We start from the raw sequence: 13,445 nt of genomic DNA on the forward strand, positions 1-13,445 counted from the left end.
CCACGGGCCACCAACGCCCTCATCGACGGCGAACCCACACCCAAGGAAACCCTCATGGAAACCAGCACCAATATTGGCGTGCGCCAAGGCAGCCTTGCCCAGGTACTTGCCGGCCTCGTCGCAGGCAGGATTGATGTCATTGATCTGACTACCCGGCTCTCAAGGAACACTCCCACTCTGGACCTGCCGGAGCCCTTCGCAAACCTTATTGACTTCAGCCTTGAGGAGGTTTCCGCATACAACAGCCCAGGCCCTTTCTGGAAGCATCACAACATCCACACCGGCGAACACATCGGCACCCACGTGGACGCACCCGTGCACTGGATCACCGGGCGTGGCGGCAAAGACGTCGCCCAGATCGAACCCACCCGGCTCATTGGCCCGGCTCTCGTCCTCGACGTGAGCGCCGAAGCCGCTGCCGACTCCGACTTTCTCCTCGATATCCACCACATCCGCACTTGGGAGGAAACGTACGGGCCCCTGCCCGAAGGCGGCTGGCTGCTCATTCGAACTGGGTGGGACAAGCGCTCCCAAGACCGCCAACGCTTCCTGAACAAGGACAAGCACGGCCCACACTCTCCTGGGCTCACAGTTGAATGCGCTCGATGGATTGCCGAGGAGTCCTCTTTGTCCGGCATTGGAGTGGAAACAGTTGGTATCGATGCAGGGGCTGCAGGAGGACAGCACCCCCCTTTTCCCGCCCACCACTTCCTGCTGGGGAACGACAAGTACGGAGTCACCTCATTGCAAAACCTGGACCAACTGCCCCCAACCGGAGCAATCCTCATCGTTGCGCCCCTGCCAATCGTCGGCGGAACCGGAAGCCCAGCCCGCGTGTTCGCGCTCAAAGAAGGACAAACACGATGACTATCACCACCGGCAGCCCGGTACTCAACGAGGACGTCACCCCGCCGAGCGCCACATCCCGCTGCGACAGCGTGGCCGAACTCGTTGGAATCACCCTCGCCCGGCTTGGCATCGGTCACGTCTTCGGAGTTGTAGGCAGCGGAAATTTCGTCGTAACAAACGCGCTCCGCCGGGAAGGGGTGCCCTATACCGCAGCAAGGCACGAAGGCGGCGCCGCCACCATGGCCGACGCCTACGGCAGGATGTCTGGCAAGGTCGGAGTTGTCACTACGCATCAGGGTTGCGGGCTGACCAATGCTGTGACCGGCATCGGCGAGGCAGCCAAGAGCCGCACCCCAATGATCGTCGTTACCGCGGACACTGCTGCATCCGCCGTCAGGTCCAACTTCACGATCGATCAGGATGCACTTGCCCGGAGCGTCGGCGCAGTGGCGGAGCGGATCCACTCGCCGCAAAGCGCGGTAGCAGATACCGTCCGGGCCTACAGGACAGCAGTTAATGAACGCCGCACAGTGGTCCTTTCCCTGCCCACAGACATCCAAACTATGGAAGCGCCGATAGGAAACGGCCTCACGGAGCCTTTGGAACCCCGCCAACGTGTTAGGCCCTCAGAGGCGGCAGTCACGAAGCTGGCGGCGCTCATCCAAGGAGCGAAGAAGCCGGTATTCGTGGCCGGCCGTGGAGGCCGCGAAGCAGGCCCGGAAATCGCGGCGCTCGCCGAAACTGCGGGAGCACTCGTGGCGACCTCTGCAGTCGCTCACGGACTCTTCAACGGCGACCCGTACAGCCTGGGTATTTCCGGCGGATTCTCCTCGCCTTTCACTGCGGATGCCGTGCGGGAAGCGGACTTGATCGTCGGCTGGGGCTGCGCGCTGAACATGTGGACGATGCGCCATGGTTCGCTAATTGGGCCTGGAACAAAAGTGGTGCAGGTGGACCTTGATGACTCAGCACTGGGGGCAAACCGACCCATCGACCTGGGCGTACTGGGTGATTGCCGCGAGACAGCTTTAGCTGTGCTTAATGAACTGCGTTCTGCCGGACACCAAGCGGTTGGCCTGCGTACCCCAGAGATGGCTGACCGGATCGCTCGGCATGCCCGCTGGAACTCGGTCGAAACTGCGGACCTATCCACTGCCGAGGCGATTGATCCCCGGGTGCTCAGCCGCGAGTTGGACCTAATATTGCCGGCCAACCGGATTGTTTCCGTTGATTCCGGCAATTTCATGGGGTACCCGAGCACCTACCTCTCAGTTCCCGATGAGTTTGGATTCTGCTTCACGCAGGCCTTTCAGTCGATCGGTCTGGGGCTTTCCTCTGCGATCGGCGCTGCAATTGCCCACCCCGAACGCCTGCCGGTCCTTGGCACCGGCGATGGCGGCTTCCTCATGGCCATTTCCGAACTGGAGACGCTGGTCCGTGAGCGGATCCCGATGGTGGTGATTGTCTACAACGATTCCGCGTACGGCGCCGAGGTCCATCACTTCGATGCGGATGACGAAGACTTGGAAGTGGTTCGCTTTCCTACGACAGATATCGCATCCATCGCAGCAGGCTACGGTGCCACGGCCGTAACGGTCCGGTGCCTCGCTGATCTGGCCCCGGTTGAGGAATGGGTTGCGGGTCCACAGAATGCGCCCCTGGTCATTGACGCCCGGATCGCCTCTGATGGTGGCGCGTGGTGGCTGGCCGAGGCCTTCAAAGGTCATTGAGGCGGAACGTCCGGGCGTTGAGGAGAGGCGGCAACGAACCCCTCCGCGGAGATTTTTTAGGCGTTGTGCATGCGAACGCTCGCGACTAGCCTCGGTCGGGGGACAAGAGGTTCCTCACGATCCTGGAGGACTTGCAGAATGCAGAAGATTTCCACCTGTTTGTGGTTTGACGGCAAAGCGGCAGAGGCTGCGGAGTTCTACACATCGACATTTGACAATTCGTCCATCCTTACATCGATGCCCGGACCAGATGGACAGGTCCTTACCGTGGACTTTGAAATTGAAGGCCGCCATTTCATGGCCTTGAACGGGGGACCGGCCTTCACCTTCAACGAGGCAGTATCCCTTGTGGTGAACTGCGAATCGCAGGAGGAGGTGGATCGTTACTGGAATGCACTTCTGGAAGGGGGAGAAGAAAGCCAGTGCGGATGGTTGAAGGACAAGTTTGGCTTGTCGTGGCAGATCGTCCCGACTGAGATGCCCAGGCTTTTGAACGGTCCGGATGCAGCTGGTTCCAAGCGGGCAATGGAGGCCATGTTGAAGATGCGCAAGCTGGATATCAACGTTCTGCAAAGGGCGTACGACGGCGACTGAAAGTTTGGGGGGACAGGCGCCTTGGGCGCTGCTAGCATTACCGCACGGTGACGTGCGCACCGATTACAACCATGAGGAGAACTGACTAATGACAACCCGCCTCAACCCGTATATCTCGTTCCGCGACAATGCCAGGGACGCAATCAACTTCTACGAGTCCGTCTTTGGTGGCGAACTGACACTCAGCACTTTCGGCGAATACCAGGCGAGCGAAGACCCCGCCGAAGCTGAGAAGGTCATGCACTCCATGCTGGTGACCCCCAACGGATTGACGTTAATGGCCGCTGACACGCCCAACGGCATGGACTACAACCCCGGCAACAACATGTCGGTCTCGCTAAGCGGCCAGTCCGAGGACGAGGCCGAGCTTCGTGGTTACTGGGACAAACTGGCCGACGGCGGTACCGTCACCATGCCCCTGGAAAGCGCACCTTGGGGCGACACTTTCGGGATGTGCGTGGACAAGTTTGGCATCGCGTGGCTGGTCAACATTGCAGGAGCGCAACAACAGGAGCAGTAGCAGGCCGCGCGGAACGACGAAACAACGAATGCCTCATCCAGTGCGCGCTGGACGAGGTATTCGCGTGTCCGGGCACCTACATGATCCGTCGTCCCGAAGGGTCCAGCCTGACCCCGACGTGCTTGGGGGTGCGCAATACGACGGAACGGTCCATGATCTCCACCATGGGCAATCGTTCGCCCAGTTGCCGCTCCAAGATTGTCATGTCCTCAAGCCGGCGAAGCCACACCGACATGACAATCGAATACAGCCCACCAGTGGTGACCACCAGACGCACTTCTCCTAGGCCGACCAACCTGGCCGCCACTGCCTCCACCTGCGTGGCCGGGACACGAAGGAAGTACCAAACGTTGACCGGCCAAGGAGACAATGTACGGGCGATTTCCAGCCGGACAACGATCCGATCCTGGGCAAGGGCTGCCCCGAGGGCGCTCTTCGCGCGCGGTGGGCTGATTCCCAGCTTTTGGGATATTTCAGTAATCGAGGCCCGACCATCAGCGCGTAGGATCCAAAAAAGTTGTTCTTCCAGGTCCGCCGATGCGCCCTTCACGGCCGGACTTGGTTGAGGTGCTGCGCGTTCTATGAGTTTTACCTCGTGGTCCTGCAAGGAGCGCAAGCGCCAGCTCCGGGCGTCGGCCACCAGATTGATGCCGAGATGGGTTCTTGTGCTGCGGACACCGTTCACGGTTGGCAGGCGGTCCAAAATGAACCGTCCAAGGCTTGCCTCATCGCGGCACACGACGGTGATGACCATATCCCTGCCACCTGCGGTGTGATCTATTGAGAGCACATCCGGCTCCGCCGCGAGTTCTTCGGTCACTGCTGCCATGCTGGCAGGCGAGCACTCAACTTCCACCAAGGCAAAGGCGACATTGGAACCTCGCCCACGATAGGTTGCTACCCATGCCAGCCCTTCACCGGAAAGAAAATTCCAGCGTCGGGCCAAGGTGACTGCATCGGCACGCACACCAGGTGCCAATGCCGTCCATGGTGCCCGGGGGCGGATCTGAAGGGCATGCAGGAGTTTGAGGTCCCGTTCATCAAAGTCGAAATCCTGCATGGAACGTCTACTTCCAACAAATTGCCTGCGTTTTGAGTGTGACCAATCACTTGCTGCCTAGATTCTAGGCGTCACCACTCAAACACTTCGGAAGGCAGCCATGCTTGCTCCCATCCTGCCGTTCGGCCGCGTCCAATCTTCCACGACGGCTCAGCAAGTACAAGTGCTTCCGAAGCCTGCACTTAGCCAGCAGGGGAGGGGACTGGGCACACACCCAATAGTGGCGGGCGAGAGTGAAACATTTCTGCTTGCTTCCGTGCGCGGGGGTGACTCTGGATCCTACGAGGAGCTTTTTCGCCGGCACCAAAGCATCGCCACCTATGTCGCCCGGACTGAATCGGATAATCCAACGGATGCTGACGACGTGGTCTCCGAGGCATTTGCATCGATCCTGGAATCCCTGCTGGGGGGCAGGGGACCGGTGGACTCATTCAGGGCTTATCTGTTGACCACCGTCCGGCGAATGTCGCACCGCCGCAATCTTCAAAGCAGACGAGCAGCGGCGACGGTGAATGGCGTTGAGAGTCAGGTCATGGATGTTAACGATGATCCTGTTCTCAAAGACTTCGAGAATACGATCCTTATGCTGGCGTTCCGTTCCCTGCCATCCCGCTGGCAGGCCGTACTTTGGCACGTGGACGTTGAGGGAATGAAGCCGGCTACAGCGGCCCGGGCTATGGAACTGACTCCAAACGCTGTGTCGTCATTGCTCATCCGGGCACGGGAAGGTCTCCGCCAGGCGTACCTGCAAAAACATGTGCAGGAATCAGCGACGGACCCTTGCGCGGACTTTTCCCGCTACTTAGGCAAATACGTCCGAAATGCAGTGCGCCGGACGGCCCACGACAAGGTTCGCCACCACTTGGACAATTGCCTTCAATGCACAGGTGTGGTGGCTGAGTTGGTGGACGTTCAGTCACGAATGAAACATGCCGGCGCCCACGCTGGAAATACGGGTGCCTCGGAGTTTGCCTTCCTCGGCTGAGCGCTCAGCCGAGGGAATCATTCTCCTTCTTCATGAAGTAATCCACACCGGTGTAACCGCCATCAGCGACGATGGAAGCGCCCGTGATGAAGGATGCATCTGAGCTGAGAAGAAATGCGACGATCCTGGCTATGTCTTCCGGGCTGCCATTGCGACCCAACGGAGTGAGACGTGCCGCTTCGTAACGTTCGGACAGGATGCCGGAGTCAACCCAGCCGGGAGTCACAGCATTAACTCGAACTCCACGGGGGCCAAGCACGTTGGCGAGACTGCGGGTGACAGACAGAAGAGCTGCCTTGCTGGCTGAGTAAGCGATGCTGCGGAAGGACCCGATGTGCGCGTCTGTACTGGCTATGTTAACGATGCTCCCACCGTGAGGCATACGGAGGCCGATTTCCTGGGCAAGGATGAGGGGTGCGGTGACATTTACCTCGAAGGTTTTGTCCCACACGTCAAACGTGAATTCCTCAAAGGACTCCTTTTCAAGGATCCCGGCATTGTTGACCAGCGCATGAAACTGAAATTCATCACAAATCCGGCGAACGAAGTCCCGCGTCCGGGATCGATCTGTCAGATCAAGCTGGCGCATGTCTACCCCGTGCGTGCGGTTGAGTTCCCTGGCTTCGTCGAGGCCGGTGTTGTATGTTGCAACAACTTTCCAGCCAAGTCCTGAGAGATGTTCGGAAATGGATCGGCCGATTCCTCGCGCGCCACCCGTAACCAAGACATTACGTTCACTTGCCATCGTGCCGCCTCCAATTCTCTAGTTGGGGGATTGCATAGTCATACAGTGACGCCTAGCTGTGCCGAACGCCAGAGCACGTCTGAAGCTATGGCGTCGACGGCGAGGTGAGCAGGAGAGGGACTGATTGATCCATATGATGACATACGAAAACCACTACTTTACATAATGTAGATTATCGGCGTTCCACGCACGGGAGTAGAAGTGGATGCGAGAACTCCCGTTCCTTGACGAATTTGGCGTTATGGCTGGCGGGCACAGATGCTGGCCCGTGGGCTCACGACGCAGACCATCAGCTGCCAGTTGCTGGAACGGTTCCAGGAGTTCACGGGTGAATTTCCGTGGCAATGGCGTCCAATGGACATTGAGGAATTTCTGGCCGGGCTGCGTTCCGGTGAGAAGCCGATCAGCTTGACGACGCTGCGCTCGTACAACAATGCCGTGGCGATGTTCTGAGCCTACCTGACGCACCCTGGCTACGGATGGGGGTGAGTTCTGCGAACGCACTTTCGGCGATATTCCAAGCCAGATCTGCTTTGAATGGAACACGCCCAGGCACACGACCGATGACGCCGTCCCGGCAGCGCGGCGGGCGTTCACCAAGCCGGAACTCCAACGGATTTTCGATCACATCGACGATCTCGTCGACCGTGAGTACGCGGCCGGCACAAAGCGCTGGCTGCCCCTGTTCCGTGATTCTGTGGCGTTTAAAGTCTGTTATGCCTATGGGCTTCGCCGGCGTGAGATGACGATGCTGGATCTTGAGGACTTCGGGCCGAATCCCCACGTGAGTGAGTATGGCCGGTTCGGTGCCATCCAGGTGCGGTTTGCCAAAGGCAATGCAGGTTCAGGGCCCAGGCGGCGCACTGTTCTGACCGTGCCGGAGTTCGACTGGGTCGTCGATCAGCTGAGGACGTGGACATCCGGAGGGATGCGGGCGAATTTCGCAACAGCGGACCGGTCATCGGCGATGTGGCCAAGCGAGCGGGGCGCCCGGATGTCGCTTGGTTCTTTCGGGGATGCCTTTGCAGCTGCACGGGATGCCGTTGGATTGCCAAACGAGCTGGGGGCTGCACTGCCTCAGGCATTCGTATGTGACATATTTGATCGAAGCCGGCTACGACCCGGCATTCGTGCAGACGCAGGTCGGCCACTCGTACGCCTCGACCACCGGCCTCTACACATCGGTATCGTCGGACTTCAAGCAGAAAACCGTGCAGCAGATGATCGCCCGCCGCATCACGAACCTGGAGGACCCCGATGCCTGAACAGCGCCGGATCGGCTACCGCTGGAACTTGCGCGCCCTCATGGCGAAGCGCAACCTCTGGAAGACCACCGAGTTGATGCCCCTTCTGAGATCCCGCGGCATCAACCTCTCTGAGAGCCAGGTCTACCGGCTGGTCACCGCCACCCCCGAACGCATCCCGGCCGACATATCCACCCCGGGCACCTCACAACACGCATCAGCAAGCTGTTCAGCACGCGGGCCGCACGACTTGGAACTCGCCACGAACTCACCAAACTCGCACCCGTGGCCATCATCGCCGAAACCCTCGGCTACTCCCCCAAAACCATCGAACGCCACGCCACAGACTCGGCCGCCGCTTATGCCCAATACATTGCCGCACGCAAATAACGACCTTGAAGGTTTACCCACGCTCCTCGTGAGCGGATCGCCAGACGCCTTCGAAAGTCGATGCTGCGATCGGCTCTGCTTTGAACTCAGACTGCTCGTTGATCTCCTCCAAGGAAGGAAGGGCAACTTCCGAGAGCCAACTGCTCCCAGTGGCCGTTAATTCGTCCGCGAAGGTGGTGGAGCCGTCCCGGAACTGTTCGACTTTGCGCGTCTCGAACCCTTTGGCATCTATCTCGCTATAGATCACGATCGGCTCTTCGTCGAAGCCGTGGTGCCATTCCACTCGTTGGTACCATTCCATAGCAACACCATAGGGCCCTGACCCCAAATGACTTAGTTGAACGTCACGTGCGACAAAACGGTCTACTCCCGCCTCATGAATAACCGTGCATGCCAGTTGAACGAGAGCGGAAGCAGCTCCCGGAGCCCACCGGCCGGGGACTCTCTATGAGACTCAAATTGGCGCCGCTTAAAGGGCGTATTGTGCGAGATTTTGCGCACGACCACACAATGGAGCCTAAGCTGGTCCGGTCTGATTGCGCCCAGTCGCGGGTAGGTCATAGAGGGGGTGGTACGCCGGCAGTGTCCCGAGGGATGGCTGCTGTAGCATCCGCCAGGTGGTCGGTTCGCTTTTTGCTGGAGGCATCAAGGTGCCCTCGCTCAGAAACATCGTGCGCTGGCCTTCTGCGTTGGGGCTCCACCACCCTGTCATAGGGCAATGTTCACCGGTCCGGGCCCAATGATTACTGCGCTTCTTCATTTCAAGGCTCCTTTCTCGTCCGGGACTTGAGGCTGGGCGGCGTTCACGCAAACCCAAACTTCGTAGTCCTCGGCCTTCTCAAACATCTGTCGAGTGCAAGTGCCGTCTGCGGTCAGCCACATAACTTCCGAATCTGAAGTGGCCTCTTCGATGAAACCTCTCCGCACAACGTTGTCCCGACGTCTTACCTCCACGAAGTGACCTCGTAGGAGGGACCAGCCGTCATATCTGTACATCTCGATCATGAGTACTACCTGCTGTCAAAGGGCTGAAAATCACGTGGCTTGTGGCGGCGCGCTCTCCGGGTGGGCACAGCGCACGACTCGAGGGCCTATGGCGTGGTGGGCGCAGCCTCTACATGAGTCCTACGCCCACCACCTGCATTCACTGGTTAGGGCTCTAGTCGTGCACCGAACCGGAGACGGTACCCGTTCACGATGCGGTCAGCATTGTTTCGTCAGGTAGGGACTCCCCCGCGTGGGCGGCGAACTGCGCGGAGATCTGCTGGACGCTCTGGCGCTGCATTTCGTCCTTGTTCAGATCCATGACTATGGTTCCCGCGTGAAGCATGAGCAGCCGGTCGGCGTGTTTGAGCGCATGCGCCATGTCGTGAGTAACCATGAGAGCTGTTGTTCCAGACTCTTTCACGATGCGCTCAGTGACTTCCTTGATTCGTTGGGCACTGTTTGGGTCGAGAGCCGCCGTATGTTCATCGAGGAGCATGACAGCCGGTGAGCCGAGAGCGGCGATGGCAAGGGCGATCGCTTGCCTTTGGCCTCCGGAGAGGCTCTCTGAGGTCGCATGAAGCCGGTTTTCAAGGCCCATTCCCAGCATCTCGATCTGCCTCACGGCCAGCTCTCGAACTGCCTTGTTTCTGGCAGGAGTCAGCCTGTATCTCTGACGGGTACCAGAGAGGGCCATGGCGAAGTTTTCCTCAACTGTTAGCGATGAAATCATGTTGTCTTGCGGATTCTGACGCACACGGCGAACTAGGGGAACCCGCTTCCAGGAAGGGAGGAAAGTTATGTCTTTTCCCCGGACTGAGATCCGTCCTGAGTCTGGCAGAACTGTTCCCGAGACCATGTTCAGAAGCGTGGATTTACCTGCGCCGTTGGATCCTACGACGGCGACGGTGGTTCCCTTCTCGATGGTCAGAGAGAAATTTGTGATGACCTTGTTGACTTCTTTGCCAAGCCCTTTGAATTGCTTGGCAAGATGGACGATCTCCAGGTCGGGGGCTGAGTTAGAAGAAACTAGCAACACGGTCCTCCTCGTAGAATTTGACGCGTGACATTTGGAGATTGTTTCGTCCGCGTTTGGATGTAAGTCCGGTGAGCATGTTGCCGTTGTTACGCAACCACACGACGAGCACAACAAGTGCTGCTGTGATCAGCTGAACAAGGTTAGGATTGATGCCCAGTTGGATCGCGTAGACCACAACGAGCCGGTAGATGAAGACCCCCAGGATGAGTCCGATGAGGACAAGGGTCGTCTTGTTGGTGCGAACAAGGCTGAGCCCAACCATCATTCCTGCGAGTCCGATGACGATGATTCCGTTTTGTATGGTGACGTCCATGAAGCCTTGATTTTGGACGATCAAGGCACCCGATACGCCGGCGAGCCCGTTGCCGATCGCCAAACCGACGACCTGCCTGGATTCAGTTCGGATACCCAGACCTCGGGCCGTCTGAATACTCTGGCCTGAGGCGATCAAGGAGACACCATACTGTGTGCGGAGGAAGACCAGAATTGCGGCGCTCAGAAGGATCGTGATGGCAGAGCCGGCGAGTATCGTCGACATCTGGGGGGTCAGCCCCAGACTCTGGAACCAGGAGAAGACGCTCTTTTTGCCCATCAGAGAGAGATTTCCGCTGCCCATGATGACGAGCGCCACCGAATATGCGGCCGCCGAGACCAGGATGCTTGCCAGCAGGACGTTGAGTCGAAGCCACAAGTGCATCGCCGCGGTCACGAGGCCGGTGAGAGCCCCGGCAATCATTGCGACCAGGATTGCGACGAGTGGGTTCGCTCCATTAATCGCCAGAACGGCTCCCGTCGCTCCGCCGATGCCAAACGATCCTTGCATCGTGAAGTCGGGCAGGCTTAGGACGCCCATGGTGATGTAGATACCTAGGACGAGCGGGATGTACAACAGCCCCACCTGGACTGCGATAGTGATTGATTCAAGCACAGAATTTCCGTTCTACTTCTTCTTCAAGAGCTGGTCTTTAAGCGAGTCAGGCAGCGTAAGACCGAAGGTCGAGAGTTTGTCGGTGGCAATGTCGAAGCCTCCGACGTGGGGGATGACAACCGGGGTGGTTGCCGGGTCCTTCCCATCCAAGATGCCCAGCATCAGCTTGGCGCCCTCGGTGCCTACGTCGACGTAGTTGTAACCGGAGGCCAGCACTGCACCCGCGTCGACGGCCGACGTTGTCCCGCCGAAGACCGGGATCTTGGCAGCGTCTGTAACTGCAGTGATTCCCGCGGCGGCACTGATGGTGGTTGTATCGCCCGGGATCATGACTGCATCAACACGGCCTACGAGACTTTGAGCCGCCTGGGTAACGTCGGCTCCGGTCGTAATGGTGGATGTGATGTTCTTGAGACCCAATGAATCCATGTGTTTCTGCGCGGCTTTCGCAAGTGTGTCTCCCGCAGGGTCACCCGTCTTCCAGATAAGACCGATGGTCTTTATGGACGGATCCAGTTTGATCATTGCGTCGATATCGGGAGCTGGGTCAAGGACGTCGGCCACGCCCGTGACGTGCCTTCCCGGCGCATCCATTGATGCTACGAGGCCGGCTTCTACCGGGGTGGACGAAGCAAGGAACACGACCGGGATTCCGTTGGAAGCGTTGGCCTGTAGCTGCGCTGCTGCAGTTCCTACTCCCCCGATGACATCGCAACCGCTGCTGATGAACTTCTGAGCAATGCTCTGCTCGGTGGCCGGGTCAGCGTTGGGGTTCTCGATGACGACTTTGAGTCCATTAGCCTTGGCGTCAGCCAAGCCGGTCTCCAGCCCGGCCATGATGTCCGTGATCGCTGTGGCCGTCGCGTACTGGTCGATGCAGACGGTTTTGCCCGAATACGGATTTGAGCTCTCTGCCGGTGACGGACTTGAGCAGCCAGAGAGTGCTAAAACGGACACGCCGAAAAGGCCGGCGAGAGCCGAAGGCTTGATAATGCGCATAGTGAGTCCTTACTGGGGTGTTGGGGAAAAGGAAGGCAGGGAACTAAGCGAGACCTTCTTCTTGGGCGATCTGCATGATTGCAGCGGAGAGGGCGGCTACGGCTTCGTCGACGTGTTCCCTGGTGAAAATAAATGACGGGCAGACGCCAATCCGTTCGGGGTCCGTGGGAAGACTGGGTGCCCCGAAACCCGGGTTGATGAGCACACCCCGGTCACGGGTTGCTTTGCCGATCCTTGCTCCGATTCGCTTCGCTGCGGCAAAAGGAGTGCGTGTTGATTTGTCTGAAACCAGCTCAATACCTGTGAGCATCCCCAGTCCGGAGATTTCTCCGACGATCGGGCTCTCTGCCAAGGCCCGCCGAAGCGAATTCAGGAGGTATTGACCTGTCTCTGCGGAACGTTCGACCAGCTGGTGCTCGTTGAGGTAGTTCAGCACAGCTAGGCCAACCGCGCACGAAAGGGGGTTGCCGCTGTATGTGTAGCCATGGTCGAAAAGTCCCGATCCTTCTGAGACTGCATCGTAGATACCGTCAGTTGTGATGACCCCGCCCAACGGGGTGTAACCGCTGGAGACGCCCTTGCCGAAGATGATCATGTCCGGTGTCACATTCCAGTGATCAATCGCGAAGTTCTTGCCGGTGCGGCCAATGCCGCACAAAACCTCGTCGGCTATGAAGAGAACGTCGTACTTATCGCAGATCTCCCTGACACGCTTGAAGTAGCCCTCGGGAGGTATCCGGGCAAGGTCGGCTGAGCCCACCACAGGCTCGGCTATGAAAGCTGCTATCTCATCGGGTCCTTCGTTGAGAATCGCAGCCTCGAGTTCCTCGGCTGCTGCCAGGTCATAAGCTGGCGAAATGTGCGGGAAGTTACTGAGATACGGTGTGTACTCCAGCCGTCGCGCCGTGTAACCGGAGGCAGCAAGGGCCCCCAAAGTGTTGCCGTGAAAGCTCTTCCATCGGCTGATGATTTTCCACTTGGAGGGCTGGCCGATTTCGACAAAGTAATGACGGGCCAGCTTGATGGCTGTCTCTGTCGCCTCAGCTCCCCCCGATGTGAAGCGAACGTGGTTGAGGTCCCCGGGGGCCATGTTGGCAAGAACTCTGGCCAACTCCTCCTGTGGTGCGCTGGTAAATCCGCCGCAGAAGGTTACCAGGGCGGCCTGCTTCTGCATGGCGTCAAGGACCTCCTGTACGCCGTAGCCAATGTTGACAACGACGTTGAGGCCCGAAGATGCGTCTAGGAGGCGATTTCCAGCCTCGTCCCAGATATGCACGCCTTCAGCGCGCTCTACCCGGACGGGTACGTTGGTGACATCACGGTGGAAGACTCTGGTGTCCTCGTGAGTCATCGTTGCGGGGTCCACTCGAAAACCTCC

15 protein-coding genes are annotated in these 13,445 nt (G+C 58.8%); 7 read left to right on the forward strand and 8 right to left on the reverse strand.

Features of this window, described 5'->3' with window-relative positions; translation table 11 throughout:
* Positions 1 to 54: 54 nt before the first annotated feature.
* The 4 genes from LDN75_RS13190 to LDN75_RS13205 all read left to right on the forward strand — a co-directional run bounded on the left by LDN75_RS13190 (position 55) and on the right by LDN75_RS13205 (position 3,693).
* Positions 55 to 867, forward strand: a complete 813-nt coding sequence (locus LDN75_RS13190; RefSeq protein ID WP_223932754.1) for a cyclase family protein — start codon at positions 55 to 57, stop codon at positions 865 to 867.
* Complete coding sequence (locus LDN75_RS13195) at positions 864 to 2,579, forward strand: thiamine pyrophosphate-binding protein (RefSeq protein WP_223932755.1); 1,716 nt, start codon at positions 864 to 866, stop codon at positions 2,577 to 2,579. Before LDN75_RS13190 ends, LDN75_RS13195 begins: the two co-directional genes overlap by 4 nt.
* A 138-nt stretch (positions 2,580 to 2,717) precedes the next feature.
* Entirely contained in the window at positions 2,718 to 3,173 is a 456-nt protein-coding gene (locus tag LDN75_RS13200) for a VOC family protein (protein WP_223932756.1), read from the forward strand.
* An 88-nt stretch (positions 3,174 to 3,261) separates the two neighbouring features.
* On the forward strand, positions 3,262 to 3,693 hold the full coding sequence (locus tag LDN75_RS13205) for a VOC family protein (protein ID WP_223932757.1): 432 nt from the start codon (positions 3,262 to 3,264) through the stop codon (positions 3,691 to 3,693).
* Between the two features lie 76 nt (positions 3,694 to 3,769).
* Here the strand turns inward: LDN75_RS13205 and LDN75_RS13210 are convergent, their stop codons facing one another.
* Entirely contained in the window at positions 3,770 to 4,753 is a 984-nt protein-coding gene (locus LDN75_RS13210; protein WP_223932758.1) for an Lrp/AsnC family transcriptional regulator, read from the reverse strand.
* A 100-nt stretch (positions 4,754 to 4,853) separates the two neighbouring features.
* Here LDN75_RS13210 and LDN75_RS13215 point away from each other — a divergent pair, with 100 nt between their 5' ends.
* Entirely contained in the window at positions 4,854 to 5,738 is an 885-nt protein-coding gene (locus tag LDN75_RS13215; protein ID WP_223932759.1) for a sigma-70 family RNA polymerase sigma factor, read from the forward strand.
* Between the two features lie 4 nt (positions 5,739 to 5,742).
* On the opposite strand, the gene LDN75_RS13220 is transcribed toward LDN75_RS13215, so the two are convergent.
* Positions 5,743 to 6,483, reverse strand: a complete 741-nt coding sequence (locus tag LDN75_RS13220) for an SDR family oxidoreductase (protein WP_223932760.1) — start codon at positions 6,481 to 6,483, stop codon at positions 5,743 to 5,745.
* Between the two features lie 258 nt (positions 6,484 to 6,741).
* Here LDN75_RS13220 and LDN75_RS13225 point away from each other — a divergent pair, with 258 nt between their 5' ends.
* Positions 6,742 to 6,936: a hypothetical protein gene (locus tag LDN75_RS13225; RefSeq protein ID WP_223932761.1), complete on the forward strand. Its 195-nt coding sequence runs from the start codon at positions 6,742 to 6,744 to the stop codon at positions 6,934 to 6,936.
* 638 nt (positions 6,937 to 7,574) lie between these two features.
* Positions 7,575 to 7,748 (forward strand): hypothetical protein, encoded by a 174-nt coding sequence (locus LDN75_RS13230; protein ID WP_263422326.1) that lies wholly within the window; start codon positions 7,575 to 7,577, stop codon positions 7,746 to 7,748.
* A gap of 382 nt (positions 7,749 to 8,130) precedes the next feature.
* Here the strand turns inward: LDN75_RS13230 and LDN75_RS13240 are convergent, their stop codons facing one another.
* The 6 genes from LDN75_RS13240 to LDN75_RS13265 form a co-directional block, all read right to left on the reverse strand.
* Positions 8,131 to 8,418: a hypothetical protein gene (locus LDN75_RS13240; protein ID WP_223937690.1), complete on the reverse strand. Its 288-nt coding sequence runs from the start codon at positions 8,416 to 8,418 to the stop codon at positions 8,131 to 8,133.
* A gap of 455 nt (positions 8,419 to 8,873) precedes the next feature.
* Positions 8,874 to 9,122 carry a hypothetical protein gene (locus LDN75_RS13245; RefSeq protein WP_223932762.1) on the reverse strand — a complete coding sequence of 83 codons (249 nt, stop codon included), beginning with the start codon at positions 9,120 to 9,122 and terminating at the stop codon, positions 8,874 to 8,876.
* 187 nt (positions 9,123 to 9,309) lie between these two features.
* Positions 9,310 to 10,137, reverse strand: a complete 828-nt coding sequence (locus tag LDN75_RS13250; protein ID WP_223932763.1) for an ATP-binding cassette domain-containing protein — start codon at positions 10,135 to 10,137, stop codon at positions 9,310 to 9,312.
* Positions 10,121 to 11,068: an ABC transporter permease gene (locus LDN75_RS13255; RefSeq protein ID WP_179018264.1), complete on the reverse strand. Its 948-nt coding sequence runs from the start codon at positions 11,066 to 11,068 to the stop codon at positions 10,121 to 10,123. Before LDN75_RS13255 ends, LDN75_RS13250 begins: the two co-directional genes overlap by 17 nt.
* Positions 11,069 to 11,080: 12 nt before the next feature.
* Entirely contained in the window at positions 11,081 to 12,067 is a 987-nt protein-coding gene (locus LDN75_RS13260) for an ABC transporter substrate-binding protein (protein ID WP_223932764.1), read from the reverse strand.
* Between the two features lie 43 nt (positions 12,068 to 12,110).
* Entirely contained in the window at positions 12,111 to 13,433 is a 1,323-nt protein-coding gene (locus LDN75_RS13265) for an aspartate aminotransferase family protein (RefSeq protein WP_223932765.1), read from the reverse strand.
* Between the last annotated feature and the right edge of the window lie 12 nt (positions 13,434 to 13,445).

The organism is Arthrobacter sp. StoSoilB5 (genome assembly GCF_019977235.1).
Lineage (GTDB): Bacteria > Actinomycetota > Actinomycetes > Actinomycetales > Micrococcaceae > Arthrobacter.

What these genes read in the sequence shown, in the direction of transcription:
- LDN75_RS13225 (WP_223932761.1), top strand. Translation starts at nt 6,742, where the DNA reads ATGCTGGCCCGTGGGCTCACGACGCAGACCATCAGCTGCCAGTTGCTG.
- LDN75_RS13190 (WP_223932754.1), top strand. Translation starts at nt 55, where the DNA reads ATGGAAACCAGCACCAATATTGGCGTGCGCCAAGGCAGCCTTGCCCAG.
- LDN75_RS13215 (WP_223932759.1), top strand. Translation starts at nt 4,854, where the DNA reads ATGCTTGCTCCCATCCTGCCGTTCGGCCGCGTCCAATCTTCCACGACG.
- LDN75_RS13195 (WP_223932755.1), top strand. Translation starts at nt 864, where the DNA reads ATGACTATCACCACCGGCAGCCCGGTACTCAACGAGGACGTCACCCCG.
- LDN75_RS13205 (WP_223932757.1), top strand. Translation starts at nt 3,262, where the DNA reads ATGACAACCCGCCTCAACCCGTATATCTCGTTCCGCGACAATGCCAGG.
- LDN75_RS13210 (WP_223932758.1), bottom strand. Translation starts at nt 4,753, where the DNA reads ATGCAGGATTTCGACTTTGATGAACGGGACCTCAAACTCCTGCATGCC.
- LDN75_RS13200 (WP_223932756.1), top strand. Translation starts at nt 2,718, where the DNA reads ATGCAGAAGATTTCCACCTGTTTGTGGTTTGACGGCAAAGCGGCAGAG.
- LDN75_RS13245 (WP_223932762.1), bottom strand. Translation starts at nt 9,122, where the DNA reads ATGATCGAGATGTACAGATATGACGGCTGGTCCCTCCTACGAGGTCAC.
- LDN75_RS13220 (WP_223932760.1), bottom strand. Translation starts at nt 6,483, where the DNA reads ATGGCAAGTGAACGTAATGTCTTGGTTACGGGTGGCGCGCGAGGAATC.
- LDN75_RS13260 (WP_223932764.1), bottom strand. Translation starts at nt 12,067, where the DNA reads ATGCGCATTATCAAGCCTTCGGCTCTCGCCGGCCTTTTCGGCGTGTCC.
- LDN75_RS13240 (WP_223937690.1), bottom strand. Translation starts at nt 8,418, where the DNA reads ATGGAATGGTACCAACGAGTGGAATGGCACCACGGCTTCGACGAAGAG.